The sequence below is a fragment of the Ketobacter sp. GenoA1 genome (assembly GCF_003671475.1).
GTDB lineage: Bacteria > Pseudomonadota > Gammaproteobacteria > Pseudomonadales > Ketobacteraceae > Ketobacter.
The window spans coordinates 1-24,611 of record NZ_RCHM01000044.1 but is presented as its reverse complement, the minus strand read 5'-3'; the positions used below and the strand labels follow the sequence as shown (position 1 = coordinate 24,611).

The 24,611-nt window shown below is 55.0% G+C and carries 25 protein-coding genes; 12 read left to right on the top strand and 13 right to left on the bottom strand.

The features are described 5' to 3' along the window. Nucleotides 1-756 carry a YdcF family protein gene (locus D9N13_RS19430; protein ID WP_290593437.1) on the top strand — a complete coding sequence of 252 codons (756 nt, stop codon included), beginning with the start codon at nucleotides 1-3 and terminating at the stop codon, nucleotides 754-756. 21 nt (nucleotides 757-777) lie between these two features. Here the strand turns inward: D9N13_RS19430 and lnt are convergent, their stop codons facing one another. The 5 genes from lnt to miaB form a co-directional block, all read right to left on the bottom strand. Continuing rightward, nucleotides 778-2,337: an apolipoprotein N-acyltransferase gene (gene lnt, locus D9N13_RS19425; protein WP_290593435.1), complete on the bottom strand. Its 1,560-nt coding sequence runs from the start codon at nucleotides 2,335-2,337 to the stop codon at nucleotides 778-780. A 16-nt stretch (nucleotides 2,338-2,353) separates the two neighbouring features. After that, complete coding sequence (locus tag D9N13_RS19420) at nucleotides 2,354-3,199, bottom strand: HlyC/CorC family transporter (protein ID WP_290593433.1); 846 nt, start codon at nucleotides 3,197-3,199, stop codon at nucleotides 2,354-2,356. Nucleotides 3,200-3,221: 22 nt separating this feature from the next. Continuing rightward, the gene (gene ybeY, locus D9N13_RS19415; protein WP_290593431.1) at nucleotides 3,222-3,719 is read right to left on the bottom strand and encodes an rRNA maturation RNase YbeY; all 498 of its coding nucleotides are present in this window, start codon (nucleotides 3,717-3,719) and stop codon (nucleotides 3,222-3,224) included. Then, complete coding sequence (locus tag D9N13_RS19410) at nucleotides 3,706-4,728, bottom strand: PhoH family protein (RefSeq protein ID WP_290593429.1); 1,023 nt, start codon at nucleotides 4,726-4,728, stop codon at nucleotides 3,706-3,708. The genes ybeY and D9N13_RS19410 overlap by 14 nt, the downstream gene beginning before the upstream one ends. A 494-nt stretch (nucleotides 4,729-5,222) precedes the next feature. Beyond that, the gene (gene miaB / locus D9N13_RS19405) at nucleotides 5,223-6,560 is read right to left on the bottom strand and encodes a tRNA (N6-isopentenyl adenosine(37)-C2)-methylthiotransferase MiaB (RefSeq protein WP_290593427.1); all 1,338 of its coding nucleotides are present in this window, start codon (nucleotides 6,558-6,560) and stop codon (nucleotides 5,223-5,225) included. 153 nt (nucleotides 6,561-6,713) lie between these two features. Between miaB and D9N13_RS19400 the strand changes: the two genes are divergently transcribed. The 4 genes from D9N13_RS19400 (at nucleotide 6,714) to D9N13_RS19385 (ending at nucleotide 9,604) form a co-directional block, all read left to right on the top strand. Continuing rightward, nucleotides 6,714-7,274: an SCO family protein gene (locus D9N13_RS19400; protein ID WP_290593425.1), complete on the top strand. Its 561-nt coding sequence runs from the start codon at nucleotides 6,714-6,716 to the stop codon at nucleotides 7,272-7,274. A gap of 5 nt (nucleotides 7,275-7,279) precedes the next feature. Continuing rightward, complete coding sequence (locus D9N13_RS19395; protein ID WP_290593423.1) at nucleotides 7,280-7,729, top strand: copper chaperone PCu(A)C; 450 nt, start codon at nucleotides 7,280-7,282, stop codon at nucleotides 7,727-7,729. Nucleotides 7,730-7,738: 9 nt separating this feature from the next. Then, nucleotides 7,739-8,572 carry a dienelactone hydrolase family protein gene (locus D9N13_RS19390; RefSeq protein WP_290593421.1) on the top strand — a complete coding sequence of 278 codons (834 nt, stop codon included), beginning with the start codon at nucleotides 7,739-7,741 and terminating at the stop codon, nucleotides 8,570-8,572. A 135-nt stretch (nucleotides 8,573-8,707) separates the two neighbouring features. Then, entirely contained in the window at nucleotides 8,708-9,604 is an 897-nt protein-coding gene (locus D9N13_RS19385) for a DUF2167 domain-containing protein (protein ID WP_290593419.1), read from the top strand. Nucleotides 9,605-9,633: 29 nt separating this feature from the next. Here the strand turns inward: D9N13_RS19385 and D9N13_RS19380 are convergent, their stop codons facing one another. Together D9N13_RS19380 and D9N13_RS19375 are read right to left on the bottom strand one after the other, a co-directional pair. Beyond that, entirely contained in the window at nucleotides 9,634-10,473 is an 840-nt protein-coding gene (locus D9N13_RS19380; protein WP_290593417.1) for a pirin family protein, read from the bottom strand. A 53-nt stretch (nucleotides 10,474-10,526) separates the two neighbouring features. Continuing rightward, entirely contained in the window at nucleotides 10,527-11,129 is a 603-nt protein-coding gene (locus D9N13_RS19375) for an FMN-dependent NADH-azoreductase (protein ID WP_290593415.1), read from the bottom strand. A gap of 120 nt (nucleotides 11,130-11,249) precedes the next feature. Here D9N13_RS19375 and D9N13_RS19370 point away from each other — a divergent pair, with 120 nt between their 5' ends. Both D9N13_RS19370 and D9N13_RS19365 read left to right on the top strand, forming a co-directional pair. Then, a complete protein-coding gene (locus D9N13_RS19370) occupies nucleotides 11,250-12,194 on the top strand; it encodes a LysR family transcriptional regulator (RefSeq protein WP_290593413.1) in 945 nt (314 codons plus the stop codon). Then, nucleotides 12,175-13,113 carry a DUF4124 domain-containing protein gene (locus tag D9N13_RS19365; protein ID WP_317622539.1) on the top strand — a complete coding sequence of 313 codons (939 nt, stop codon included), beginning with the start codon at nucleotides 12,175-12,177 and terminating at the stop codon, nucleotides 13,111-13,113. Before D9N13_RS19370 ends, D9N13_RS19365 begins: the two co-directional genes overlap by 20 nt. 266 nt (nucleotides 13,114-13,379) lie before the next feature. On the opposite strand, the gene D9N13_RS19360 is transcribed toward D9N13_RS19365, so the two are convergent. The 4 genes from D9N13_RS19360 to D9N13_RS19345 form a co-directional block, all read right to left on the bottom strand. Continuing rightward, nucleotides 13,380-14,675: an NAD(P)/FAD-dependent oxidoreductase gene (locus tag D9N13_RS19360; protein ID WP_290593411.1), complete on the bottom strand. Its 1,296-nt coding sequence runs from the start codon at nucleotides 14,673-14,675 to the stop codon at nucleotides 13,380-13,382. 248 nt (nucleotides 14,676-14,923) lie between these two features. After that, nucleotides 14,924-15,307, bottom strand: a complete 384-nt coding sequence (locus tag D9N13_RS19355; RefSeq protein ID WP_290593409.1) for a cupin domain-containing protein — start codon at nucleotides 15,305-15,307, stop codon at nucleotides 14,924-14,926. Nucleotides 15,308-15,315: 8 nt separating this feature from the next. Beyond that, the gene (hemJ, locus tag D9N13_RS19350; protein WP_317622538.1) at nucleotides 15,316-15,756 is read right to left on the bottom strand and encodes a protoporphyrinogen oxidase HemJ; all 441 of its coding nucleotides are present in this window, start codon (nucleotides 15,754-15,756) and stop codon (nucleotides 15,316-15,318) included. Nucleotides 15,757-15,762: 6 nt separating this feature from the next. Further along, complete coding sequence (locus tag D9N13_RS19345) at nucleotides 15,763-17,514, bottom strand: chloride channel protein (RefSeq protein WP_290593407.1); 1,752 nt, start codon at nucleotides 17,512-17,514, stop codon at nucleotides 15,763-15,765. Between the two features lie 207 nt (nucleotides 17,515-17,721). Between D9N13_RS19345 and argC the strand changes: the two genes are divergently transcribed. The 4 genes from argC (at nucleotide 17,722) to erpA (ending at nucleotide 20,436) form a co-directional block, all read left to right on the top strand. Further along, nucleotides 17,722-18,768, top strand: a complete 1,047-nt coding sequence (gene argC, locus D9N13_RS19340) for an N-acetyl-gamma-glutamyl-phosphate reductase (RefSeq protein ID WP_290593405.1) — start codon at nucleotides 17,722-17,724, stop codon at nucleotides 18,766-18,768. Nucleotides 18,769-18,776: 8 nt separating this feature from the next. Beyond that, a complete protein-coding gene (locus D9N13_RS19335) occupies nucleotides 18,777-19,538 on the top strand; it encodes a DUF6776 family protein (protein ID WP_290593403.1) in 762 nt (253 codons plus the stop codon). Then, a complete protein-coding gene (locus tag D9N13_RS19330; protein WP_290593401.1) occupies nucleotides 19,522-20,004 on the top strand; it encodes a polymer-forming cytoskeletal protein in 483 nt (160 codons plus the stop codon). The genes D9N13_RS19335 and D9N13_RS19330 overlap by 17 nt, the downstream gene beginning before the upstream one ends. A 111-nt stretch (nucleotides 20,005-20,115) precedes the next feature. After that, on the top strand, nucleotides 20,116-20,436 hold the full coding sequence (gene erpA, locus D9N13_RS19325; protein WP_290593850.1) for an iron-sulfur cluster insertion protein ErpA: 321 nt from the start codon (nucleotides 20,116-20,118) through the stop codon (nucleotides 20,434-20,436). On the opposite strand, the gene D9N13_RS19320 is transcribed toward erpA, so the two are convergent. Next, complete coding sequence (locus D9N13_RS19320; protein ID WP_290593400.1) at nucleotides 20,433-21,551, bottom strand: anhydro-N-acetylmuramic acid kinase; 1,119 nt, start codon at nucleotides 21,549-21,551, stop codon at nucleotides 20,433-20,435. The two genes, erpA and D9N13_RS19320, sit on opposite strands and share 4 nt — an antisense overlap. Further along, complete coding sequence (locus D9N13_RS19315; protein ID WP_290593398.1) at nucleotides 21,551-22,927, bottom strand: OapA family protein; 1,377 nt, start codon at nucleotides 22,925-22,927, stop codon at nucleotides 21,551-21,553. Before D9N13_RS19315 ends, D9N13_RS19320 begins: the two co-directional genes overlap by 1 nt. Nucleotides 22,928-23,131: 204 nt before the next feature. Between D9N13_RS19315 and tyrS the strand changes: the two genes are divergently transcribed. Continuing rightward, complete coding sequence (gene tyrS / locus D9N13_RS19310) at nucleotides 23,132-24,337, top strand: tyrosine--tRNA ligase (protein ID WP_290593396.1); 1,206 nt, start codon at nucleotides 23,132-23,134, stop codon at nucleotides 24,335-24,337. Nucleotides 24,338-24,611: the final 274 nt, after the last annotated feature.

Sequence of the window (24,611 nt, the reverse complement as noted above, 5' to 3'; positions counted from 1 at the left end):
ATGCGTTACATTCTTACTGCGTTGATACTGCCGCCGGCAATGAATTTCATGCTGCTGCTGATCGCCTTGATCCTGTGGCGCAACAACCGCAAGTTGGCCATGGTGTTCGGCTCGGTGTCATTACTGACGTTGCTGGCGCTGTCCATTCCGGCGGTGAAATGTTTTTTGTTCAAGGGGCTGGAGCCTTATCCGGCCTTGGATGCTGCTTCCCTGCAACAGCCCGGCCGAAACCCGGGCGCCATTGTGGTGTTGGGGGGAGGTATTTATGTGCAGCAGCCGGAGTACGGCGCTTCGGTGCCCTCGGATTTAACCAACCGACGTCTGTTGTACGCGGTTTATCTGCATGAACAGACCGGGTTGCCATTGTTGCTCAGCGGTGGTGCTCCCGGTGCTGCAGAACGCAGTGAAGCGGAAGCCATGGCGGAAATTTTACGGCGGTTTGCCATTGAACCGGGGTGGGTGGAAAGCAACAGCCGCAACACTTGGGAGAACGCGCTGTTCAGTGTGGAATACCTGCAACGCAGTGGCATTGACCAGGTTCTGTTGGTGAGCGATGCCTGGCATTTGCCCAGGGCCGTGTACAGTTTTGAGCAGCAGGGGATGGATGTGATACCGGCGCCCACCGGATTTGAGAGCCGATGCGGTTGCAGTCTGTATTATTGGATACCGGGTTCCTGGAGTTTTTTCCTGTCAAGCTTCGCCATTCGGGAATATCTGGGGCTTCTGGCCTACCACTGGGGGCAGGCCGAGCCCTGAACATTGCTGCAGTGTTTCTGATTACTTACGGGAAACCGTAGAGCGATGGTACAGCGGTCGTACTTCCGGTTCCTGGATGGGGCGACTGGAGAGTGCGATACCGGCAATCAGCAGCAACAGGCACAGCCCCAGAACCGGCCATTGACCGAATTGCACAAACGGCGTGACCCCCGCGGTGCCATAGATTACTCCCTTCAAAACCCCTGCCTGAAAGGAGGGGATGCGGGACTGAACGCGGCCACGGTGATCGATGATGGCGGTGATGCCCGTATTGGTTCCTCGCAGCAGATATTTTCCGGTTTCCAGTGCGCGCATGCGGGCCATCTGAAAATGTTGAATCGGCCCCCAGGAGCGGCCAAACCAGGCATCATTGCTGATGGTGATCAGAAAGTCTTTATCCCTGGCCTGTTGGCGAACCAACTCCGGGTAGACAATCTCATAGCAGATGTAAGCAGAGAAACTCAGCCCTTTGGCGATCAGTGGCGGCTGCTCGGCTGCACCCTTGGTGAAACTGGACATGGGCAGGTTAAAGAAAGGAAGCAACCCGCGCAGGACGTCTTCCAGTGGCACGTACTCGCCGAACGGGACCAGTTTCTGTTTGTTGTAGATCCCTTCACCATCGCCGATGACGAAGACCGCATTGTAATAATGCTGCTCGCCGTTTTCCTGGGGTTCCCAGCGGGGTACACCACTGATGATGGCCACGGATTTTTCGGAGGCCGCAATATCCAGATCCGTAATTGTGCGCAGGGCTTGGTGATAAAACACCGGATAGGCGGCCTCAGGCCACAGAATCAGATCGGCATCCCAGTTTTCCCGGGTGGCGTCCACATAGGTGCTGATGATTTTATTGCGGTATTTTGGGTCCCATTTCTGTTCCTGGGGAATGTTGCCCTGTATCAAGGCCACCTGCCGGGATTGGGCCAGATCCGGTTGGGTCCACGGGGTATTCTGCAGTAACCAGCAGCTCACCCAGATGACCAGCAGCGCGCCGGCAGCCGGCAGGCGCCGGGGCGATTCCTGTTTCAGTATCTGGCGCAGCAGTACCGCCGAGACGGCCGCCACCAGGCTTAAGCCCAGGGCACCGGCAACGGGGGCCAGGCCGGCAATGGGTGAATCAATAAAACCATACCCGGCCCAGAGCCAGGGAAAGCCACTCAACAGCCAGGTTTTGGTCCACTCCATCAGTACCCATAACGCCGGGAAGGTTAGCAGAGCATAGCGATCCATTTGTAAACGGCGATAGGCCCAGAACGGCAACGCAAACAGCAGCCCGCTGAGAAAGGCACAGAACAGCAGCGTTCCCAGGGCTGCCAGCCACACCGGTGCGCTACCGTAAAAATGGATGCTGACATAAACCCAGGACACGCCTACGCCGTGAAACCCCATACCGTAGAGAAAGGCCCGCAGAAAGGCCCGTCGCGGCGTTTGCCCTTCCAGCAAAATCAGTAGCAGTGCCATGGAGGCGGGGATCAGCGGCCAGAAACCCACAGGGGCCAATCCCAGGGGGAAAATCGCCCCCGCCAATAACGCCAACAGGTGGCCTTTGCCACCTGTGGTAATTGAGGTCTTTAAAGTCATGTGCGTGTTCTGGTTATCAGTGTTGTATGGGGCTCACTTTCAGTAAACGAATGGCCCGGTTATCCGCGTTCAGTACCGTAAAATGATATTTGCCAATGTTGACGCTTTCCTCACGTTTCGGCAAATGTCCGAAGTGGCTCAACACGATTCCCCCAATGGTATCGTATTCGTCCTCATTGAACTTGGTGGCAAAATGCTCATTGAATTCGTCGATGGGGGTCACCGCCTTGACGACGAATTCATTGTTGTCTGCCTGTTTGATCATGTAGTCGTCATCAAAATCGTGTTCATCATCGATCTCGCCCACGATCTGTTCCAGCACGTCTTCGATGGTCACCAGGCCGGACATCTTGCCATACTCGTTCACCACGATGGCCATATGAGTACGGGTCTGGCGAAACTCCTTCAGCAGCACGTTCAGACGTTTGCTTTCGGGGACCAGGGTGGCGGGGCGGATCAGATCCTTGAGCTGGGTTTTCTCCAGTTTGCCCTTGTAGGCCAGGTCCAGCAGATCCTTGGCCAGCAAAATGCCGATGATCTCATCCGGGCTGTCGCCGTACACGGGGAAACGGGAATGGGCGGATTCAATGATGGGTGGCAGATACTCATCGGGCTTGGCGCTGGCGTTGATCACGATGGACTGGGAACGGGGAATCATGATCTCCCGCACCTGCATATCGGATACCTGTAACGCCCCCTGAAAAATGCCCAGTGCTTCTGCTTCAACCAGCCCACTGTGGTGGGCATTGGTCAGAATTTCCAGAACCTCGGATTGATTCTGCGGTTCACCGGACAGAAAGTTGGCTAACTTATCTAAAAAACCCCTGCCTGATGAACCGTTACGACTGTGATCGTCGTTCATGATGACGAGTGTCACTCCTATTCTAGTTATTGATCACGTATGGATCTGCATAGCCCAGGTTAGCCAGGGTTTGCACTTCCAACGTTTCCATTGCCTCGGCGTCTTCTTCATTTATGTGGTCGTAACCCAATAAATGCAAGGTACCGTGGATTACCATGTGAGCCCAGTGGGCTTCCAGTTCTTTTTGCTGTTCCTGCGCTTCCCGTTCCACAATGTCGGCGCAGATCACCAGATCCCCCAGCAGGGCCAGGGGAATATCCTCCGGCGCCTCAAAGGGAAACGACAATACATTGGTGGGGCGGTCTTTGCCCCGGTAGGTATGGTTGAGTTCCTGGCTTTCGCTCTGCTCCACTATTCTTAAGGTCAGTTCTGTGGGCACCGTTTCGGGGGCCGTATAGTGTGCTGCTTGCAGAGCTTGTGCCACCCAACGGGAAAATTGCGCTGCAGTGGGAATGGTGTGGCCGGCACAGGCAAGTTGCAGGTCGATGTCCAGACCCTGGGCGTTCTCAGTGGCCATCATGGTGCATGTCGTCGGTTTCGTGGCGGTCATAGGCTTCCACAATGCGCTGCACCAGGGTATGACGCACCACATCTTTGGATTGGAAGTGAGAGAAGCCGATGCCATTCACTTCTTTGAGTACGTCCATAGCGTGCACGAGGCCACTTTTGGTGCCCCTGGGTAGGTCAATCTGGGTGTAGTCACCGGTGATGACGGCTTTGGAGCCAAAGCCGATCCGGGTCAGAAACATCTTCATTTGTTCTTTGGTGGTATTCTGACTTTCATCCAGAATAATGAAGGAATTGTTCAGTGTCCGACCGCGCATGTAGGCCAGCGGAGCCACCTCAATAATCTGGCGGTCAATGAATTTGGCCACCCGCTCGAAACCGAGCATTTCATACAGCGCATCGTACAACGGGCGCAGATACGGGTTGATTTTTTCTGCCAGGTCACCCGGCAGAAATCCCAGTTTTTCCCCCGCTTCCACGGCCGGGCGCACCAATAAAATGCGTCGTACCTGTTCTGCCTCCAGCGCCTCCACGGCGCAGGCCACGGCCAGATAGGTCTTACCGGTACCGGCGGGGCCGATGCCGAAGTTAATGTCATTACGCAGTATTTGGCGCACATACGCTTTCTGGTTTTCGCCGCGGGGCTTGATCATGCCCTTACGGGTACGGATACCCAGCTCGGTGGCTTCCTGGTCGGGGGCCGGGGCATTGATTGCGGGCTGTTCCGGGTCATTGTGCTCCGGGTTCATCAGGCTCTCCCGCAGCATCAGGTGTACGTCATCGGGAGTCAGATAGCGGGTGCTCTGTGTGTCTTTATAGAGCTTGTGGAGAACTTCGCTGGCGGCATTGACCTGACTGGGGTGTCCGGTCAGTTGGAATGCGTTGCCGCGGTTGGCGATCTGTACATCCAGCTTGTCTTCGATCTGTCGCAGGTGCTCGTCGAATTGGCCACACAGCTTGGCGAGGCGACTGGAGTCTGCAGGCTCCAGTTTCAATTGATGTGTTGTTACGATCTCGTTCAAAGTGGCTGCGTAATACGCCCTTCTATAGTGAATTGAATATAAGAATATACGGAACCGCCAGGCAGGAAAAGCATAAAAGTTCTTTAAGAACCTTTGTTCATTTTATTGTTGGTTTTAGTGTCGAAGGGTTTTACGCCCAGCATCCTTTGCGGTGCGGATCTTGCTGTCAAAAAACGTCATAACTTGTCGGACATTTTTACACAGCCCATCGGCTGTCGCTTTGTGATTTTCGATAAATCTATATAAATCATAGGGTTGTTGTTTTGGCACAGGGCCTGCATAGGTTAGGTTGTTGTTACTGCTGGTGCAACCTTCTGCCATTCGTGGCCGAATTCCTGGGGGAAAGCGAGCAGAAACCCGTTGGGGCACAACAGGGGGGCCGTTCCACAAAGGTTCATACTTTGCGTAACGGCCTCCGGGTTTCTTTTTATTTGCTGTAGCCGTAGAGGCAGTAACACATGAACGACCGGACAACCCATGTTGCCGGTCGTTTTTTATTCTGCCAACTCCACAAAGGTTCCCAACAGTGAGTTGGGTAAGGCCTGGTCGATACTGACCGCCACAAATTTTCCGATCAGCTCATCGTCATCGTGGCGGAAGTTCACCACCCGATTGTTTTCAGTGCGCCCCTGCAGTTGTCCGGGATCTTTCTTGGAAATACCATCCACCAGAATGACCTGCTGGCTACCCACCATGCGGCGGCTGATTTCCTGTGCGTTCTGGTTGATGCGGTGCTGCAGCAGGGCCAGGCGGCGCTTTTTCTCTGCCAGGGGGGTGTCGTCTGTCAGGTCCGCTGCGGGTGTCCCCGGGCGTGGGCTGTAAACGAAACTGAAACTCAGGTCGAAGCCAACGTCCTCAATGAGTGTCATGGTGGCGTTGAAATCTTCTTCCGTTTCGCCGGGGAAACCAATGATGAAATCCGAGGACAGGCTGATGCCCGGCCGGTTGGCTTCAATACGCCGAATCTTGGCCAGGTAGTCCGCACGGGAATGGCCCCGTTTCATGGCGCTTAATATGCGATCCGAGCCGCTTTGCACCGGCAGGTGCAGATGGCTCACCAGTTTCGGCTCGCGGGCGTAAACATCGATCAGGGAATCGGTGAATTCCACCGGGTGGCTGGTGGTGAAGCGAATGCGGCCAATGCCGGGAACCCGTGCGATATGCTCGATCAGTTCCGCCAGATCCATCGGGTCGCCGTCCCGGTTTTCACCCCGGTATGCGTTCACATTCTGGCCCAGCAGGTTGACCTCGCGCACGCCCAGCCCTGCCAGGTGCTGAACTTCTTTCATCACGTCTTCGAAGCGGCGGCTGATCTCTTCGCCGCGGGTATAGGGCACTACACAGAACGTACAGTATTTGGAGCAACCTTCCATGATGGACACAAAGGCTTTGGGGCCGTCCACGCTGGGCTCCGGTAACTTGTCGAATTTCTCGATCTCGGGGAAACTGACATCCACCACCGCCTCGTGGGTGATGTCCACCGTTTCGATCATAGTGGGCAACCGGTGCAGGGTTTGGGGGCCAAACACCATGTCCACATAGGGGGCCCGATCCCGGATGGCGTCTCCTTCCTGACTGGCCACGCAGCCGCCCACGCCAATGACCAGCTGCGGGTTGCGCTCCTTCAGCTTTTTCCAGCGCCCCAGTTGGTGAAACACCTTCTCCTGGGCTTTCTCCCGAATCGAGCAGGTATTCAACAACAGAACGTCTGCCTCCTCGGCGCTGTCAGTGAGTTCCAGTTGATAGGAGGCGCCCAGCAGATCCGCCATACGATTGGAGTCGTATTCGTTCATTTGGCAGCCATGGGTTTCAATAAAGAGTTTTTTGCGCATGATCCACTTCAGTCCGAGCCAGTGCGGGAGGCGAATTATACAGGGGATGGCGGCGCTTTTCACAGTTTGTCTTGACCGCCTTATAGGTTAGTATCGAGGCAGTCGATGACTGGTTATAAACCACCTAAAAAACAACAACCTAAGGATGTAACGATGGTGTGGAAGACATTTGCCTGGCTGCTGATAAGCCTGCCGGCCCTGGCCGGGGCCGCTGAATTACCCATTAACACCAAGTTGGGGGGCGATTTTGAGCTGCCGTCTACCGTGGCGACAACCAGCCGTCTGAGCGACTTCAAGGGTAAGGTGGTGTTGTTGAATTTCGGTTACACCAGTTGTCCGGACGTCTGCCCCATGGTGTTGAACCGCATGGCGGCGGTGCTCAATGAGCTGGAACAAAGCCGCGCCCAGGTACAGCCGGTGTTTGTCACCTTCGATCCTGAACGGGATACGGTGGAACGCATGCAGCAGTATCTGAACTACTTTGGCAAGGATTTTGTGGGCTTCACCGGTACCCGCGAGCAACTGGCGGCAGTGGCCCGGCAATATGGTGTGATCGCCATTGCCCAGCAATCCGATTCCGCCGCGGGTACTCTGTATACCCACAGTGACTATATCTATCTGTTGGATCAGCAGGGCCGGGTACGAGCCCTGTTTGCGAAAAGTGATACCATCGACAAAATGGTGGAAGACGTGGAATCCCTGTTGGAGGATTGAAGTTGATGAAGAAGTGGTTGTTGGTGTTGTTGTTGGGAGTGTCCGCTCCGGTATGGGCAGACGGGTTATCGGTAGAGCAGGGCTGGGTGCGTCTGGTGCCGCCGGTCAGTCCCAATACGGCAGGTTATCTGATGCTGCATAACGGAGGCGATCAAAACCGGAATCTGGTGGCGGTGAAAAGCCCCGTGGCGGAGGCAGTGGAAATGCATACGGTGGTGGAGCAGGATGGTGCCATGAGTATGCAGCAGTTGCAGAGCATAGCGGTGCCGGCTGAGGATTGTGTGATGTTTGAACCGGGCGCTAATCACATTATGTTTATCGGTCTGAAGCAGCCGCTACAAGAAGGCGACACGGTGCCATTGACGTTGATCTTCGAGGATGGTGAGAACCTAAGCGTCAGTCTGCCGGTGAAACGCGGCCAGAATGATGCCCATCAGCATCATCACCATCATTGAGGCCAGTGCATGAAGCAGGTTCCCGGATTTGAGGAATTTCGATTTGCTTACGGCGGCTTTTCTCATCGGGTGTTGCGCAAAGGGGATGGCCAGCAACCCGGTGTACTGATTATCCAGGAACTCCCGGGCATCACCCGGGAGACCATTGAGCTGGCTGAACGGTTGCACAGGGATGGTTTTACAGTGTATTTGCCGGTGTTGTTCGGGCAACCGGATTCACCGTTCGAGCCGTTGAAGAACCTGGCCAAAGTCTGTGTCAGTTTTGAATTCCGGGTGCTGGCCAACCGGCGCCGGGGGCCGGTGGCGGATTGGTTGCGGGCGCTGTGCCGACGAATGCAGGCAGAGTGCGGTGACATACCGGTGGGTGCCATCGGCATGTGTTTTACGGGCGGCTTTGCCCTGACGCTGATGGTGGATGACGCGGTGGCGGCGCCGGTGTCCTGCCAACCCGGTAATATGGACGGCATGGTGGGCAAACAGGCGCGCCGCAGCCTGGGCGTGACGGCAACCGATATGGCCGCCGCCCGCAAGCGTTCACAGGAGCAGGGCGTGCCGGTGATGGGGATGCGCTTCAGCAACGACGTTATGTGCCCCCGGGCCCGCTTTGATTATCTTCAGGATCAGTTTGGGGATAACTTCAGGCGTATTGAGATTGATTCCTCCCTGTTCAATAAACACCGGATACCGCCCTGGGCGCACTCGGTATTGACGCTGGATTTTGTCGATAAACCGGATCATCCCACCCGCCAGGCATACGATCAGATGGTGGGGTTTTTTCGTGAGCGGCTTCACAAAAATGGTGCCACCCAGGATGGATGCACAGAGATGGGCCATACTGATTAAAGGGTTACGACTGCGGCCAGCAAAGTGAACAGACTTGTTGGCCGTTGTAACAATTCAAAAAAATATCCCCGAATTCGGATTTAGATGTCAGCGCATCTGACTTCAGGGCCTTGGGGTGAAATAAGGAGAACAATCATGACGCGAGCCCTTTGCTTCGGTGCACTGTTGTGCGCTATTTCAATGCTGTCCACCCCGCTGCAGGCCGAAGAGCCACAGGCTCCGGATGAGCAGGCGCAGATCCAGGCCTGGATCGAAAACTTTGAAGCCGGTCTTGACCGTCAGACCGGGACCATCGCCCTGCCGAATGGGGTTGCCAGCCTGAATGTGCCTGATGGGTTTTATTATTTGTCACCGCAGGATTCCCAACGGGTGCTGGTGGAGGCCTGGGGTAATCCCGAAGGTGAACCACCTCTGGGTATGCTGTTTCCCGCCGACAAGTCACCTCTGGATGCCGATTCCTGGGGGGTTACCATTGAGTACAGTGAAGACGGCTATGTGTCCGATGACGATGCCCATGAGATTGATTTCAGCGAACTGCTGGCTGACATGAAGAGTAGCACCCAGCAGGAAAGTGCAGAACGCGTCCGCCTGGGTTACGAGCCCATTGAGCTGATCGATTGGGCCGCCCAGCCCTACTACGATGGCGTGGACCATAAGCTGCACTGGGCACAGGAACTGAAATTTGGTGATGCCCAAGACCATACACTCAATTACAACATCAGGGTGCTGGGCCGCAAAGGTTACCTGTTGATGAATTTCATTGCCGACATGAATCAACTACCGGAGATCAACCAGAACGTGGACAGCGTACTGGCCATGGCCAGCTTCAACGACGGCTACCGCTACGATGAGTTTGATCCGGAATACGACACCTATGCAGCCTATGGTATCGGCGGCCTGGTGGCCGGAAAAGTGCTGGCAAAAACCGGCCTTCTGGCTGGGCTGCTGCTGTTCCTGAAAAAGTTTGGTGTAATCATACTTGCCGCTGGTGGCGGCTTGCTGGTGAAGTTGTTCAAGGGTAGTAAAGCCTGATCTCCGCTCAAGCGTGGGTGGCGGCCAGGCTATTCGGCAACCAGGATGCCGGCCTGGTAATCCTGGATGGCCGTTTCAATCTGCTGGCGACTGTTCATAACAAACGGACCGTATTGCACCACAGGTTCCGCCAATGGCTTGCCTGCCAACAGTAAAAGCCGGGCGCTGTTGGCGGTGCGCAGGGTGATCTCGCCGCGGTGCTCCAGGCTCACCAGCTGTGCTTCCCGCAGCGGTTCCCCTGCCACCTCCACTTTGCCTTCATAGAGATAAAGCAGACAGGCCATGGCCGCATCCAGCGGCAACACCAAAGGTGCATCACCCTTCATTTCTATATCCCACACCTGCGGCGCGGTGGCCCGGTTTCTGATCGGGCCGGAAATGATCTCTGTGCCCACCGTGAGGTTGCCACCCAGGACACGGATCAGGTGTTTGCCTACCAACACGGTAGGAATGTCGCCCGGTTCCAGATTGTGGTACTCAGCAGCCCGCATTTTTTCAGCAGCCGGTAAGTTCAGCCACAGTTGAAAACCGTGGAAGGCGCCGTCCTGCTGCAGGGGCATTTCGGAATGGATGACCCCCCGTCCCGCCGTCATCCATTGTGCGCCGCCGCTTGAGATTACACCGCGGTTGCCCATGTGATCCTGATGTTCCAGTTGGCCTTGTCGCATATAGGTAATGGTTTCAAAGCCACGGTGGGGATGGGCAGGGAAGCCGGCCGCGTAATCACTGCCATCTTCGGATCGGATTTCATCCAGCATCAGAAACGGGTCCATCACCGAATAATCCCCGGTGGGGACAACCCGTTTGATTTTGACGCCGGCTCCGTCAGATGCCGGACGGGCAGGGATGCAATGTCGGATGGTCGTCATGGCCGCTTCTCCTCTGGGTGTGCCGGATGGGATATCCGGGTGGTTGCTGTGCTTTATGACTCCAGTAACTGGTTAATTTCCTGTTTCGCCTGATCGATGATTGCCGGTGCCTGGTCAGCGTTCATGTTCAGCTTTTCCGCCAGCACGAATTCCACATCCGTTATGCCGAGAAAGCCCAGGAACATTTTCAGGTAGGGTGTCTGGGTATCATTGGAGGTACCGGCGTAGGCGCCGCCGCGGGCTCCCAACACATACGCCTTGGTATTCTTCACCAGGCCTACGGGGCCATTTTCAGTGTATTTGAAGGTGGTTCCGGCCCGTGCCACCTGATCAATCCAGGCTTTCAGGGTGGAGGGGATTCCGAAGTTGTACATGGGCACGCTCAACACCAGAATGTCCGTGTTCATCAACTCTTCAACCAGGGTGTCCCCCAGCTGCGCCCGCTGCTGTTGTGCTTCGCTCCGCTCGTCGGCAGCCGTGATATTGGCTTGAAAGGTTTCCGCGTCCAAATGGGGAACAGGATCCTTGGCCAAATCCCGTACTGTGACGGAAGCGTCGGGGTTCCGGGCGGACATTTGCTCGAGGAAATGCTTCGCCAACTCGCTGGATTTTCCATTGTCGCCGAAGATGCTGCTGCTGATGTGAAGAATGTTCATGGTCAAGCTCCTTGTGGGTCACGATGTCTATGGATGTGTGTAATGATAAATCGAATAATTTGAATTAAAATACGATAAATTCGCTAAAAGTATTCGAACAATTCGATTGATGGAGGCCCTATGCCGGCAACACAGGTACCCAGAGTGACGCTGGAACAATGGCGCGCGTTTCAAGCGGTGGTGGAGTGCGGCGGCTACGCCCAGGCCGCTCAGGCAATCCATAAAACCCAGTCCACCCTCAGCTATTCTATTCAGAAGCTGGAGCAGTCGCTGGGGGTACAAGTGCTGGAAGTGAAAGGGCGCAAAGCCCACCTTACCAGTGCGGGAGAGGTGCTGCTGCGACGCTCGCGTCAGTTGTTGGACAGCGCGCTGTCCCTGGAGACCATCGCCGACAACCTGTCCCGAGGTATCGAGGCGCGCCTGGATCTGGCGGTGGAAGTGGTGTTTCCCTACGATGAGCTGCTTTGCGTGCTGGCGGAATTTTCCCGGGGCTTTCCCGATACCCGGGTCGAGCTGGTGGAATCCGTGCTCTCCGGCGGGCACGATCTGCTTCTGTCCGGGTTGGTGGACATACTGGTGTCAACGGTGGTCCCCCAGGGTTTTGTCGGGGAGCCTTTGCTGCGGCTGGAATTCGTTTGCGTAACCAGTCCGGATCATCCCCTGCAGCAATTGGGCCGCGCCGTGACGCTGCAGGATCTGAAACAGCATCGGCAAATGGTGACGCGGGATTCCGGGCCTCAGCGGCGCTTCAGCGCTCCCTGGCTGGAGGCGGAGCAGCGCTGGACGGTGAGTAACATCACCACCTCCATTCGTGCCATCAAAAGTGGTTTAGGGTTCGCCTGGGTGCCGCGACTGCAGGTGGCGGAGGAATTAAACGCCGGTACCCTGAAGCCGGTGAATATGGAAGAGGGCGGGCATCGCTACGGGCAGCTGTATTTGGTGTATAAAGATAAGGATGCAGCGGGCCCGGCGGCTCGGTTTCTCACCCAGTTGCTTCTGGATCGCTGTCGTAATATGAAATCACTGCAACCCAGGGGAGAGGACTTTGATCTTAAAATGGATTAGTACCTTGTTTTTGTGTTGTATGAGTGTCTGGGTTCACGCTGAGATTTATCAGTGGAAGGATGCCGCGGGCCGGGTCCATTATTCCGATGAAGCGCCGGACGATGCCGAAGTCAAAACCGTTACACCCAATACGGAACGGTTGGGCGTACGCTTGAGCAAGCCGGATGAATCCGCCGCCTGGTCGGAGCAGGCCCTGACGAACAAAAAACCAAGCACAGGCATCCCCTCCCGCCGCCCGCAATCGGTGCCGGAGGATGCGTCGGAAGATGATCTGTGCGAAGGCGTGGTGGGTGATTGTTTTACCGAACAGCAGGACTACGTATGTAAACTGCGCTTTAGTCTGCCCTGTAAAAAAATCTATCACTGGAAAGTGTGTCTGCAGCAGGATTGTGAGCAGAAGGATATTTCCGATCGCTGCAATTCTCCCTTTCATCTATTGGATCGTCGCCCGCCGGTGCTCACCGGTTTGCAGATGGGGCGGGCAATGCCCCTGCAGGCGCTGGTGTCGGAAAGGGATTGGCAATGTCTGGTCCAGCATGGTTTTTACTGTGATGAAGTGGCATCGGAATCCATCTGCCAGCAGCGTTTTGGTCAAAGTTGCAGTGCGCTGAAAAACTGGGCCGATGAAGCTCGTACCCGCTGCCGGAAGCAACGTGGTAGCGATTGCGATGATATTGACAGCTGGAAACAGTTTCGGCCCTTGTCACATGAGGAGCGGCAAAAAGCCGGAGTGCGGTTGGCTACAGGCGGCAGTACCTCACGTGATTTATTGATGGAATCGCTGGGAGTGGAACAGGATAACCCGGATCAGTATCCCCAACTGCGGCAGGCCCTGGAATCGCTTACCGGGCTTAATATACGCGACCGCCGCCGTCGGTTTGACTGTGATGCGGAATGGAAAGAGTTTAAACCCCGCTGAGCAGGATGACCTCTTCATTCACACAAGTTGTTGTAAGATGCCAGTCCGTTTTTCTGCAGGCTTGGGTAGAATATCCGCATGTTCAGTTGATGAACGAAGCTGTGTTGACTTTCACTGTTATGGGTAAAGGGCTACAGAGGGTCCGTTTTCCTGTTCAGGGAAGGCCAAATATATCTTCTCTTTTTAGCATTTGTGCGTTGAATGCACTCGCCACGCTGTAGATTGGGCTGCATGTGGCGAGTTCTTCTTTTTCCGGCCTGGCCTGGTCAGTGTAATTTCAAGGTAGGGCTGGCCCGTCGATTTATTCGATCCCGCAAAATCAACAGCAAGGTTCTGAACACACCGTGCAGGGTGAACTGGTGCATGCGGTACAGCGTGATGTACATAAAGCGCGCCAGCTTGCCTTCAAAGGTGAAATCCTTGCTCAGGTTGCCCATGATGTTGCCCACGCTGCCATTTTTACTCAATGAAATCAACGATCCCTTATCCTGATATTCAAAGGTCAGCAGTGGCTTGCCGGCCAATCGGCGCTGCAGGGATTTGGCCAGCAGCTTAGCCTGCTGGTGGGCGGACTGTGCCCGTGGGGGCACCGGCGTATCTGCATCATGGCGCGGACATTGGGCGCAGTCGCCAAAGGCAAAAACATCATCGTCCCGGGTTGTCTGCAGTGTGGCTTTCACCACCAGCTGGTTGATGCGATTACTCTCCAGTCCGGCGATGCCATGTAAAAAATCCGGTGCCTTGATGCCGGCGCTCCATACTTTCAGAAAGGCGGGAACAAACTTGCCACTCTTGGTGTGCAAGCCATCGGCGGTGATTTCCGTCACCATTTCGCCGGTCAATACGTTGATGTTCAACTCGTTGAGTTGGCGCAATATGGCAGCAGAGGCTTTTTCAGAAAGCACCGGCAATACCCGGTCTGCAGCTTCAATAATGGTGATGGTCAGGTTCTCCGGTTTGATTTGATCGAAACCGTATTCCACCAGTTCGTGGGCTGAATGGTTCAGCTCTGCCGCTAACTCCACTCCGGTTGCGCCGGCACCGACAATAGCAATACTACAATGTTTGGGGTCGGCGCTGGGATCCTGGTTTGCTTTTAAATACTTATTAAGAAATTTGCGATGAAACGTTTCGGCGGCTGAACGCTTGTCCAGGAAAATACAATGTTCCGCTGCACCCTGGGTACCAAAATCATTGGTGTTGCTTCCGATGGCGATCACCAGAGTATCGTATCCCAGGCGTCGCTCCGGCAGTATTTGCTCACCCTCAACCACATGAGCTTCCAGAATCACCTCTTTGCCCTGGCGGTCCAGACCATTCATGCGGCCCATGATGAACTTGAATCGGTGACGCTGGGCGTGTGCCACGTAGTTGAGTTCATCCACGTCGGCATTCAGCACACCGGCAGCCACCTCGTGCAGGCGGGGCTTCCAAAGGTGAGTCATGTTGGCATCCACCAAAGTGATTTCTGCCTGGCCACGCTTGCCTGCCTTGTTTCCCAGCAGCGTGGCAAGTTCAAGGCCGCCGGCGCCGCCTCCAACGATGACGATACGATGAGTCATAGTAGTTACCTTTCAATGTTAGAAACCGGTTCCCGTCAGATGTGCGGGGGCTGGTGTTCTGGCCATGGATGACACCAGCGACAAAATTCGTTAGTCAGCAATGTGAAACTGCTCGGTCAGCAACAGAGGTGACCGTGGTTGTGGTGGGCGGCCATTCTAGTGGCCAATCTGACGCACGCAATGACAGTTTTGTAACTGTGAGCGGTCTCCAGGGCAATAGTATCTCCGGCAAACTGTGCTGGTACAAGTCAGCTTTCCAGATCCTGATAATGTTCGGGTACAAAGCGTGGGGTACACAATGCCAGAAAAATCAAATCGTCTTCACCAGGGTTGTGGATGCGTTGTCGCATGCCGGCGGGAATGATCACAGTGTCTCCGGGGTGTACCGCTGCAGCGGGTTGGTCACCGACTTCCACCAGCCCTGTTCCGGACAGTATCTGATAGCGTTCCACCGTGTTGTGCAGGCAGTGCCAATGGGTGGTGCGGCCCGGTGTGACCCGAGCCCGGGCGATGGACAGTGCGGGGTCACAGTCTGAGTTAAGCTGCTCGATGATGTAACAGCCTTCCTCAAAAAAATATTCGGCATCCGCATTGAATTTGAGTACCGCAGGGTGTAATCCCGATTCAGACATTGCAGTGCCTACAAAGGTTGTTTCAGAGTTGCCAGAATAATGACCGCTACCAGGATGAAAACAGGAACTTCGTTGAATACACGATAGAAAGATTCCGAGCGGGTGTTTTCATTGCGGGCAAATTTTTTCAGCATGGCACCGCACAGGTGATGATAGCCAATCAACAGTATGATCAGCGTCAGTTTTATGTGCATCCACAAAGCGGATTTAAAGTAAGGATCCCAGCGATCAACCAGCATCCAGATGCCCAGTATCAACGCCACAATCATTGAGGGCGTCATGATGCCACGATACAGTTTTCGCTCCATGATTTTGAAACGTTCGGAGCCCTGGGTGTCACCTTCGGCATTAGCCTGGCAGTGATAAACAAACAACCTTGGTAAATAGAACAGCGCTGCAAACCAACAGACAACGGCGATAATGTGAAATGCTTTAACCCAGAGCATCATGCATCCTTATATCTGGTAATAGTGCTCGATATCCTGTTTGCGGATAACACCAAAAACGCGATAGATATTGGGTGCCGACATGCGCCGCACGTACACCGCGCTGACATCCGCTTTTTGCATCGCCTGCAGCGCCTCGTGCAACGTTGCGCTCAACAGGATTGGCGTCACATTATCCCGTTTTGCGGGAATTTCCAACAGGTTGATTTTAAATTCTTCCGGGGCTGTTTTGTCTTCGGAGGGTTGCTCACCCTTTTCTTCCAGGCTGGCAATGTACAGGGCCAGCTCGGCAGCCGGCATAAAATGGGTTGGCTGGCCTTCTTTCTCGATCAGCAGCCAGTTCGGTTGTTTTTTCAGGATGTCGTCCGCTTCCTCCCGATTGATCAACCGGTTTACCCTGCGCACGTTGCGGTCCATGACGGCGGCCACGCCCACCCGGTGTAAGTGTCGAGCCAGGGGGCTGGTGTTCAGAGCAATACCCTGGGCCTGCAAAAACGCCTGAAAAATGCCCCGTTGCCGGAATACCTGCGTGGTGATCAGGCTGGAAATCACCACCACCAGCATACCGGGGAAAATAATATTGGCTTCAAAGGTCAGTTCCAGCAAGGTCATTAAGGCGGCAAGTGGCGCTTCCAGTGTGGCCGCCATCATGCCAGCCATTCCCAGCAACACATACAGTGTGATATTGGAGTCATCCGGTAGCAAGGCACCACCCAGTTTGCCGAACAGGGCGCCGGCCAGGGCTCCCATGAACAGCGATGGGCCGATGACGCCACCGGGCAAACCGGAGCCCACACAGGCACTGGTGGCCACCAGTTTCAGGACCGCGATGATCAGCAATGAGCTGACTGTCAGGCTGCCGATCATGGCCGCATCCACCGTGTCGTAACCAATTCCTAGCACTTCCGGCGCCACAAAACCTGCTGCTGCGGTAATCATGCCCGCCAGAAAAAAGCGCCAGCCGATCCCCAGGCGGTGGGTGCGTTGATAATACTGCGTGGACAAAAAAATCAGCGCGGCGGCAAGACAGCCAATCAGGATTCCGCACAACACCACAAAGGGAAGCTCCATGAGGGTGCCCAGTTGCACTTCAGGAATGGTAAAGGCCGGCTCATGACCGTACACGGCTCGGGTGAGAGAGGCTCCCACCACCGATGCGAGGATGATCGGGATAAACGTGCCGATGCTGTACTCCATCATAATCACCTCCATAGCAAAGATGACTCCGGCAATGGGGGTGTTGAATGAGGCTGAAATGGCCGCCGCACAGCCGCAGCCAGTCAGAATTCGTACGCTGTTGTTGGGGAGCCGGGCCCATTGCCCCAGCAGGCTGCCGCCGGCGGCGCCCAGGTGTACTGCCGGGCCCTCCCGTCCCATGGACAGGCCGCCGATCAAAGTCAGTGCGGCGCCAAAAAACTGCACCAATAAGCTGCGCAGGCTGATGGCGCCCTGGTTCAGATTGAAGCGCTCAATGACATAGCCCACACCGGTACGCCGCTCCTCTTTCGGCAGGTAGTGAAAAGCAGCGCCCAGGAGCACTGCGCAGGTCAGGGGCAGGGCACCCTGCAGCAGAGGGCTCAGGCCTTCGAAGTTTTCGGAATGATCCGGCAGAAACAAGCCAAGGGTCAGTTCAATCACCATGCGAAACAGGATGATGATCAGGCCGGAGCTGAGGCCCGCCAGAATTCCCAGCAGCGCCAGCAGTGGCACCGCATCCAGGGTGGACAAACGTTCTCTTATGCGATCAAGGTCAAAGTTCATAACGGGACAGGTCTGCCAAATACGCTACGCTTAAGGAAACGGACAACGGTCTAGAGCATAGTCAGAACCCTATCAGTCACAAAGGCTGCTTGCTCCACCGGGTATTTCAAGCAAAAATTTTGCCTATACAAGGGCTTAGAATTTTTAATACGGTTCCAGCTGCTTTATGATTGCACATTCTATCAGCAAGAACGAATCGGGATCCCTATGAATCACAGCGCAAAAATCAAAATTGGAATCGTTGGTGGCACTGGCTACACCGGCGTGGAACTGCTGCGGTTGTTGGTGCAGCACCCCAATGTCCAGTTGACCGCCGTCACCTCGCGCTCTGAATGTGGGCAGGATGTGCACGCTTTGTACCCGAATTTGCGCGGCCACCTGGATCTGCAGTTTTCCCAGCCTGATGTGGATAACCTGAGTCAGTGTGATCTTGTGTTCTTTGCGACCCCCAATGGTGTCGCCATGAAAATGGTGCCGGCGCTACTCAAGGCGAACGTGAAAATTGTGGACCTGGCCGCAGATTTTCGCTTGCGGGATCCGTTACTCTGGGAAAAGTGGTACGGCATGCCCCACGCTTGCGTCGATGTGCTCGAGCAAGCGGTATATGGCCTGCCTGAAGTCAATCGCCAACAGATCGCCGGTGCCAGCCTGGTGGCTAACCCTGGGTGTTATCCCACCGCGGTGCAGCTGGGTTTCCTGCCCCTGTTGGAGAACGACCTGATTGATCCGCAGCATCTGATCGCAGATGCCAAGTCCGGTGTCAGTGGTGCCGGGCGTGAGGCAAAGTTGGGGTCGCTGCTGTGTGAGGCCAGTGAAAACTTCAAATCCTACGGGGTGTCCGGGCATCGGCACTTACCCGAGATCAACCAGGGCCTGACTGATGTGAAGGGGGCCCCGGTTGGCCTGACGTTTGTTCCACATCTGACGCCCATGATTCGAGGCATTCACGCAACCTTGTATGGGCGACTGGGCGACTCGCTGGAAAATCTGCAGGCTTTGTACGAGGCACGCTTCGCCGATGAACCCTTTGTGGATGTCATGCCGGCAGGGGCAATGCCGGAGACCCGTAGCGTCAAAGGTTCCAATCAGTGCCGCATGGCGGTACATGTCCCCCAGGGTGGTGACACCGTCGTGGTGCTGTCCGTGATCGATAATCTGGTGAAAGGTGCTGCCGGGCAGGCGGTTCAGAATATGAACATTATGTGTGGGTTACCTGAGTCAGCTGGGCTGAACCAGGTGGCCCTGATGCCCTGAGGCCTGCCGTGGCAAAATCTGGTGGCAGCCCGGATCCACAGCTGGTTTTAGTGCCGCAGAGGCAAGGTTCGCGCTGGAAGCGTGCGGCGCTGGGGTTGGCGGTGTTGCTGCTGGTGGCCGGTGGTTTTTTTGTCGCCGGTTACTACCAGGGCATTCGGGAAAAGCTGCATGTGCTGGATGAGCGCACTGAACTGCAGCGGGAAACCAAAGAACTCAGCAAAACCCTGTCTCAGCTTCAGGAACAAGCGGCCATACTCAAGCACGGCAGTGAGCTGGAACGGCAGGCGTCAGAACGGGTCAGAAAAGAGAACATCGGATTGCAGAACCGGGTATCCGAGCTGGAAGAAGCGGTCACGTTCTACAAAAGTATTATGGCACCCCGCAAGAACGATAAGGGGTTGCGGATCGAGCGTTTAGAGCTCTCCACCACATTCAATAAACGCCGTTTTAAATACAAAGTGGTGATGACTCAGGTGGCGGATAACAGCTCGTATATCAGTGGTAATGTCACTATGAATTTACTTGGCGTGCGTGGAGGCACCAAAGAAAGCCTGTCATTTGAGGAACTCTCCGAAGAGATGGATAAAAGTGGAATTTCTTTTAAATTCCGTTACTTCCAGAATGTAGATGGTGAAATTGTGGTTCCGGGTGGATTTGTTCCGGAACAAATTGAGGTAATCGCTCAGTCAAAAGGTCGTAAAGCGACTAGACTTGAAAAGCGGTTTGATTGGAACGTGCTAGAGGTAAAAAGCGATGTGGGGAAAGGATAAGACAAAAAAAGTAGACTTTGACCGTCATGCTGGCAAAACCACCATGATCGCGAAAGGCACTGTGATTGATGGTGACGTCAGGTTCGAAGGCGGGCTTTTGGTTGAAGGTACGATCAAAGGGAATGTGAGGGCGGATGATGGCAGCGAAGCCCTGCTGCGCCTGAGCGAAGCGGGTAAGATTGAGGGTGAAATCCATGTGCCGAATGTCGTGGTTAACGGCAAGGTAAATGGTGATGTGCATTCCTCTGCCCACGTGGAGCTGGCGGCCAAGGCGGTTGTCAACGGCAATGTTCATTACCATCTGATCGAAATGGTCATGGGGGCGGAAGTGAACGGCTCCCTGGTGCACAGCCAGCAGAAACCGGCGGTGGAAGAGGTAGCGATTACGCTGGACAAAAAAGCCAAAAAGGATGAAAAACCATCAGGCCTTAACGCTAAAATGGAAACCAAGCAAAGTCCCGCCTGATTCGGCTATTCTTGACTAATTTAGTCGGACTTAAGATAATCCCAAGACGGCGCCCTTTGGCGCCGTCAGTATTTTAAAGGAGTATCTCATAACGTGTCTGATGTACCAGCGATGAGCTTCACTGATAATGCGGCCCGCAAGGTCAGGGCGCTGATTGAGGAAGAAGGTAACGATAACCTCAAACTGAGGGTGTATATCACCGGTGGAGGTTGTGCCGGGTTTTCCTACGGCTTCAAATTCGATGAGGAAGCCAAAGAGGATGACACCCAGGTGGAAAATCATGGCGTCACCCTGTTGGTGGACCCCATGAGTATCCAGTATCTCGCCGGTTCTGAAGTGGATTATTCGGAAGGTCTGCAGGGAGCGCAGTTCATAGTGAAAAACCCCAATGCCACCAGTACCTGCGGCTGCGGCTCTTCCTTTTCTATTTAGGCCGGATACAGAGCACCCAGAAGCACCTCAGAGTGAGCGCCGGTAAACGGGCCGGTGTCCAGCTTTGTGCCATCGATGTGGCATTTTGCCAACCAGGCAAAACACATTGCTTCCACCCAGTCCGGATCGACACCCACTGGAGATGTTGTATCCAGCGGACAGGGGCATAAGGCCCGCAACCGGTCCATGAGAGCTTGGTTGTGAACGCCCCCCCCACAGACCAGCACACCGTTCGCCCGCACCGGCAGTCCGTTAACCGCGTCCATTATCGTGGTTGCTGTCAGCGCCAGCAAAGTGGCCTGTACGTCCACCGGCTCAAAATCGCCCAGGGGCATACCGGCCTTCTGTTGCGCCCATTCCAGATGAAAATACTCTTTACCGGTACTTTTGGGAGCCGGGTGTGAGAAGTAAGGGTCCTGCAGCCAGCTCTCCAGCAAGGGGGCAATGACCTGGCCTTGCGCAGCCCAGGCACCCGCCTGGTCATAGGGCTGGTTGCGGTGGGCCTGGCACCAGGCGTCCATCAAGCCACTGGCGGGCCCCGTGTCCATGGCGAGCGGGCGCCCTCCGGAACCACGGGCGGGCAGTAGCGTGATGTTGGCAATGCCTCCAAGGTTCAGAATGACCCGGTTCTCCCGGCTGTCGGTCAGGCAGTGTTGATGAAACAGCGGTGCCAACGGCGCGCCCTGGCCGCCGCAAGCCATATCCCGGCGTCGAAAGTCCGCCACCACCGGCAACCCGGTCAGCTGAGAAATGGTATGTGGGTCGCCAATTTGCAGGGTGAAGGGGGCAGTGTTGTCCGGGCGATGCCGAATGGTTTGTCCGTGACTGCCGATGGCCTGTACCGCGCTCGCGGGTACGCCAGCTTGCTGCAACAGTGTATTGGCTGCAGCAGCGAATAGCCTCCCCAGCTCAATATCCAGCTCACCCATCAAGTCGATCTGGTTTCGATCAGGCGTGAACAGGGAAACCAGGAGTTTACGCGTGGCGGCAGGAATCGGGTGCAGATGATGAGCGATCAGCTCAGGGCGGTCTTGTCGGAGCGAAACCAGTGCAGCGTCAATGCCGTCTGCGCTGGTACCAGATATGAGGCCAACGTACAGTTCGTCGGCGCTCATTATTGATCCAATTGCGCGACGCTTTCGCTCTCCATGGCGGCAGCGTAGGTGGCAAGCTGGCCGACCATTTGCTGTGCCACAGCCAGGAACCCGGATTTATCCTGTTTGGGAATCGGTTCAGCATGGGGCAGCTTAACGGTCACAGGGTTTCGCACTGCACCGTTTACGTAAAACTCATAATGCAGGTGTGGTCCGGTGGCGAGCCCCGTGCTTCCCACATAGCCAATGACCTGGCCTTGCTTGACTCTGGTGCCGGAGCGAATGCCACGGGCATAATTGTTCATGTGGGCGTAAAGTGTTTTGTAGGTTTGGCCGTGCTGAATAATAACCACTTTACCGTATCCGCCCTTGCGGCCGGCGTAGACCACTTTGCCATCACCGGTTGCCTTGATCGGAGTGCCTCGCGATGCTGCATAGTCGGTGCCTTTGTGGGCCCGAATGGTGTGCAGCACCGGGTGCTTGCGGCGCAAATTAAAGTGTGAGCTGATGCGGGCAAAGCTAATCGGGCTGCGCAGGAAAGCTTTGCGCATGCTGTCGCCATCGGGAGTGAAATAGCTGGCTCCACGGTCCGCAGTTTCATAGCGGATGGCGGTGAATGTCTCGCCTTGATTGGTGAACTGGGCAGCCAGGATTTCACCATCTTTCACTTTTTCGCCCTCCAGGTGCATTTCCTGGTAGATCACGCGAAAGGAGTCCCCTTCCCTGATATCCAGCACAAAATCCACATCCCAACCGAATATATTGGCCAGCTCCATGGTCAGGCCCTCTGAGAGCCCTGCCTTTTGCGCAGCCAGAAACAGCGATGAATGGATGGTGCCTTCGGCATAGGATGTGTAGGGGACCAGCGCTTTCTGATGCTTTTCTGCAACATAGCCTTCGGAACCCTGCTCAATTACCAGGCTCTCGGTTCGAGACATGACGTACTCCAGCGCCACCAGCTTCTGCTCTTCGATGGCAAAGCGCATGGTTTGACCGGGGTGGATTTTCTTCAGCAGGGTGACTTCCCCCTGCCCGGACATTACTTCATAGACATCCCGGGAGCTCAGGCCCACGCGTTTGAATATATGGCTCAATGTATCGCCACTGCGCACTTTCTGGTCCATCCAGTTCCTGACGGGCGTTGCTGGTTCAAGCTCAGCCAGTAGCGGCTCTTCTGCCAGGGATTCATCCATGAGTTCTTGAGCCCGGGCCTTTGCCGATGCATTGCTCTGTTCAATGGTGGGCTTCAAGCGAACCGTTTTGGTTGCCGTGGCATCGGGAGAGGGCAGTAAGGTCAGCGTCAGCACCATTACGGCTGAGCAGACGGCTACGGCCATCAGATGGGTTTTTGGGTAAGAAGGCTTGGGTGCCTGATCTGCACTGCTGTGATTCGTCATACCTAATTCGAGTAGATTCTGGTTAATGCTGCTAAGTAATTCATTATAAGGATAGATGAAACTGAATGTTACAGAAACTTTAAGGTTGGGATTGAGCCGTCCATCACAGTTCAAAATTATCCTGTTCCGGGCTGGGGCTTTACCGGCTGCATGCTACAATACCGCCCATTTTTATGACCAGACCAATCAATCAAGGTGGAAAACGTGTCGAATTCCGTTGAACAGGCGCTGGCCCTCATCCGGCGGGGCGCAGAAGAAATCCTGCTGGAAGAAGAGCTTATCGAGAAACTAAAAGAAAATAGGCCACTCAGGATCAAGGCTGGCTTTGACCCAACCGCGCCGGATCTTCACCTTGGCCACACTGTGCTCATCAACAAGCTGCGCCAGTTCCAGGATCTGGGTCATCATATTATGTTTCTGATCGGTGATTTCACCGGAATGATCGGGGATCCTACCGGTAAGAATCAGACTCGCAAACCGCTGACCCGGGAAGATGTGCTGGAGAACGCAAAATCTTATAAGGAACAGGTGTTTAAAATCCTCGACCCGGAAAAGACAGAAGTGGTTTTCAACTCCGCCTGGATGGAAAAGCTTGGTGCCGGAGGCATGATCCAGCTGGCGGCGCAACATACCGTCGCCAGAATGCTGGAGCGGGATGATTTCTCCAAGCGCTTCAAGTCCAACCAGCCCATCGCCATTCATGAATTCCTGTACCCGCTCATCCAGGGGTGGGATTCCGTCGAGATGAAGGCCGATGTGGAGCTGGGCGGCACGGATCAGAAGTTCAACCTGCTGATGGGGCGTGAGCTGCAGAAGGCAAATGGGCAGAAACCCCAAACCGTCGTCATGATGCCCATTCTTGAAGGGTTGGATGGTGTACAGAAGATGTCCAAGTCGTTGGGTAACTATATTGGTGTGACCGATGCTCCATCGGAGATGTATGGGAAGCTGATGTCCATCAGCGACGAGCTCATGTGGCGTTATTTTGAGTTACTGAGCTTTCGTAGCAATGAAGATATTGCCCAATTCAAAGCCGATATTGATGGGGGTGTGAACCCGAGAGACATCAAATCAAGGTTGGCGGAAGAAATCGTGGCTCGTTTCCATGGTGAAGAGGCAGCCCAAAGTGCCCATAAAGGGGCCGGCAATAAGTTTAAATGGGGCGAGATCCCGGAGGAAATGCCGGAGTTTGAGTTGCAGGCAGAAGGTGGCGAGGGGTTGCCTGTGCCGAATGTCATACAACAGGCAGGCCTGACTAAAACCACAGGGCAAGCCAGAGACATGATGAAGCAGGGGGCCGTGCGCATTGATGGTGAGCCAATAAAAGACCCCAGGTCACGCCTTGCATCAGGTGGTCCCTATGTGTGTCAGGCGGGTAAAAAACGCTTTGCGCGAGTCGTAATCAAGTAGCCCGTAAGGTATTGAATAAAATAGTTAAAAAAAGTCGTTGACGGGGCAGGTTGAGGCCCTATAATGCGCACCACTTCGACGGGGAAGTTGCTCGAATACAGGGTGGCGGAGGCGTTGAAGGGCGCAGGCTGAGGCACAGCAGTCCAAGCGGCGCAGCGTATTACACCCTAAGGTGTTGATCAGGTTTAAAAACAGGTTGACACGGTGTTGGGAGGGAGTAGAATACGCGTCCTTGCTTGAAGAGGGCAAGGTTAAAAAGACGTTCTTTAACAAT

Coding starts and splice junctions, on each gene's coding strand:
- D9N13_RS19430 (WP_290593437.1), top strand. CDS start 1: ATGCGTTACATTCTTACTGCGTTGATACTGCCGCCGGCAATGAATTTC.
- lnt (WP_290593435.1), bottom strand. CDS start 2,337: ATGACTTTAAAGACCTCAATTACCACAGGTGGCAAAGGCCACCTGTTG.
- D9N13_RS19420 (WP_290593433.1), bottom strand. CDS start 3,199: ATGAACGACGATCACAGTCGTAACGGTTCATCAGGCAGGGGTTTTTTA.
- ybeY (WP_290593431.1), bottom strand. CDS start 3,719: ATGATGGCCACTGAGAACGCCCAGGGTCTGGACATCGACCTGCAACTT.
- miaB (WP_290593427.1), bottom strand. CDS start 6,560: ATGCGCAAAAAACTCTTTATTGAAACCCATGGCTGCCAAATGAACGAA.
- D9N13_RS19400 (WP_290593425.1), top strand. CDS start 6,714: ATGGTGTGGAAGACATTTGCCTGGCTGCTGATAAGCCTGCCGGCCCTG.
- D9N13_RS19395 (WP_290593423.1), top strand. CDS start 7,280: ATGAAGAAGTGGTTGTTGGTGTTGTTGTTGGGAGTGTCCGCTCCGGTA.
- D9N13_RS19390 (WP_290593421.1), top strand. CDS start 7,739: ATGAAGCAGGTTCCCGGATTTGAGGAATTTCGATTTGCTTACGGCGGC.
- D9N13_RS19385 (WP_290593419.1), top strand. CDS start 8,708: ATGACGCGAGCCCTTTGCTTCGGTGCACTGTTGTGCGCTATTTCAATG.
- D9N13_RS19380 (WP_290593417.1), bottom strand. CDS start 10,473: ATGACGACCATCCGACATTGCATCCCTGCCCGTCCGGCATCTGACGGA.
- D9N13_RS19375 (WP_290593415.1), bottom strand. CDS start 11,129: ATGAACATTCTTCACATCAGCAGCAGCATCTTCGGCGACAATGGAAAA.
- D9N13_RS19370 (WP_290593413.1), top strand. CDS start 11,250: ATGCCGGCAACACAGGTACCCAGAGTGACGCTGGAACAATGGCGCGCG.
- D9N13_RS19360 (WP_290593411.1), bottom strand. CDS start 14,675: ATGACTCATCGTATCGTCATCGTTGGAGGCGGCGCCGGCGGCCTTGAA.
- D9N13_RS19355 (WP_290593409.1), bottom strand. CDS start 15,307: ATGTCTGAATCGGGATTACACCCTGCGGTACTCAAATTCAATGCGGAT.
- hemJ (WP_317622538.1), bottom strand. CDS start 15,756: ATGATGCTCTGGGTTAAAGCATTTCACATTATCGCCGTTGTCTGTTGG.
- D9N13_RS19345 (WP_290593407.1), bottom strand. CDS start 17,514: ATGAACTTTGACCTTGATCGCATAAGAGAACGTTTGTCCACCCTGGAT.
- argC (WP_290593405.1), top strand. CDS start 17,722: ATGAATCACAGCGCAAAAATCAAAATTGGAATCGTTGGTGGCACTGGC.
- D9N13_RS19330 (WP_290593401.1), top strand. CDS start 19,522: ATGTGGGGAAAGGATAAGACAAAAAAAGTAGACTTTGACCGTCATGCT.
- erpA (WP_290593850.1), top strand. CDS start 20,116: ATGAGCTTCACTGATAATGCGGCCCGCAAGGTCAGGGCGCTGATTGAG.
- D9N13_RS19320 (WP_290593400.1), bottom strand. CDS start 21,551: ATGAGCGCCGACGAACTGTACGTTGGCCTCATATCTGGTACCAGCGCA.
- D9N13_RS19315 (WP_290593398.1), bottom strand. CDS start 22,927: ATGACGAATCACAGCAGTGCAGATCAGGCACCCAAGCCTTCTTACCCA.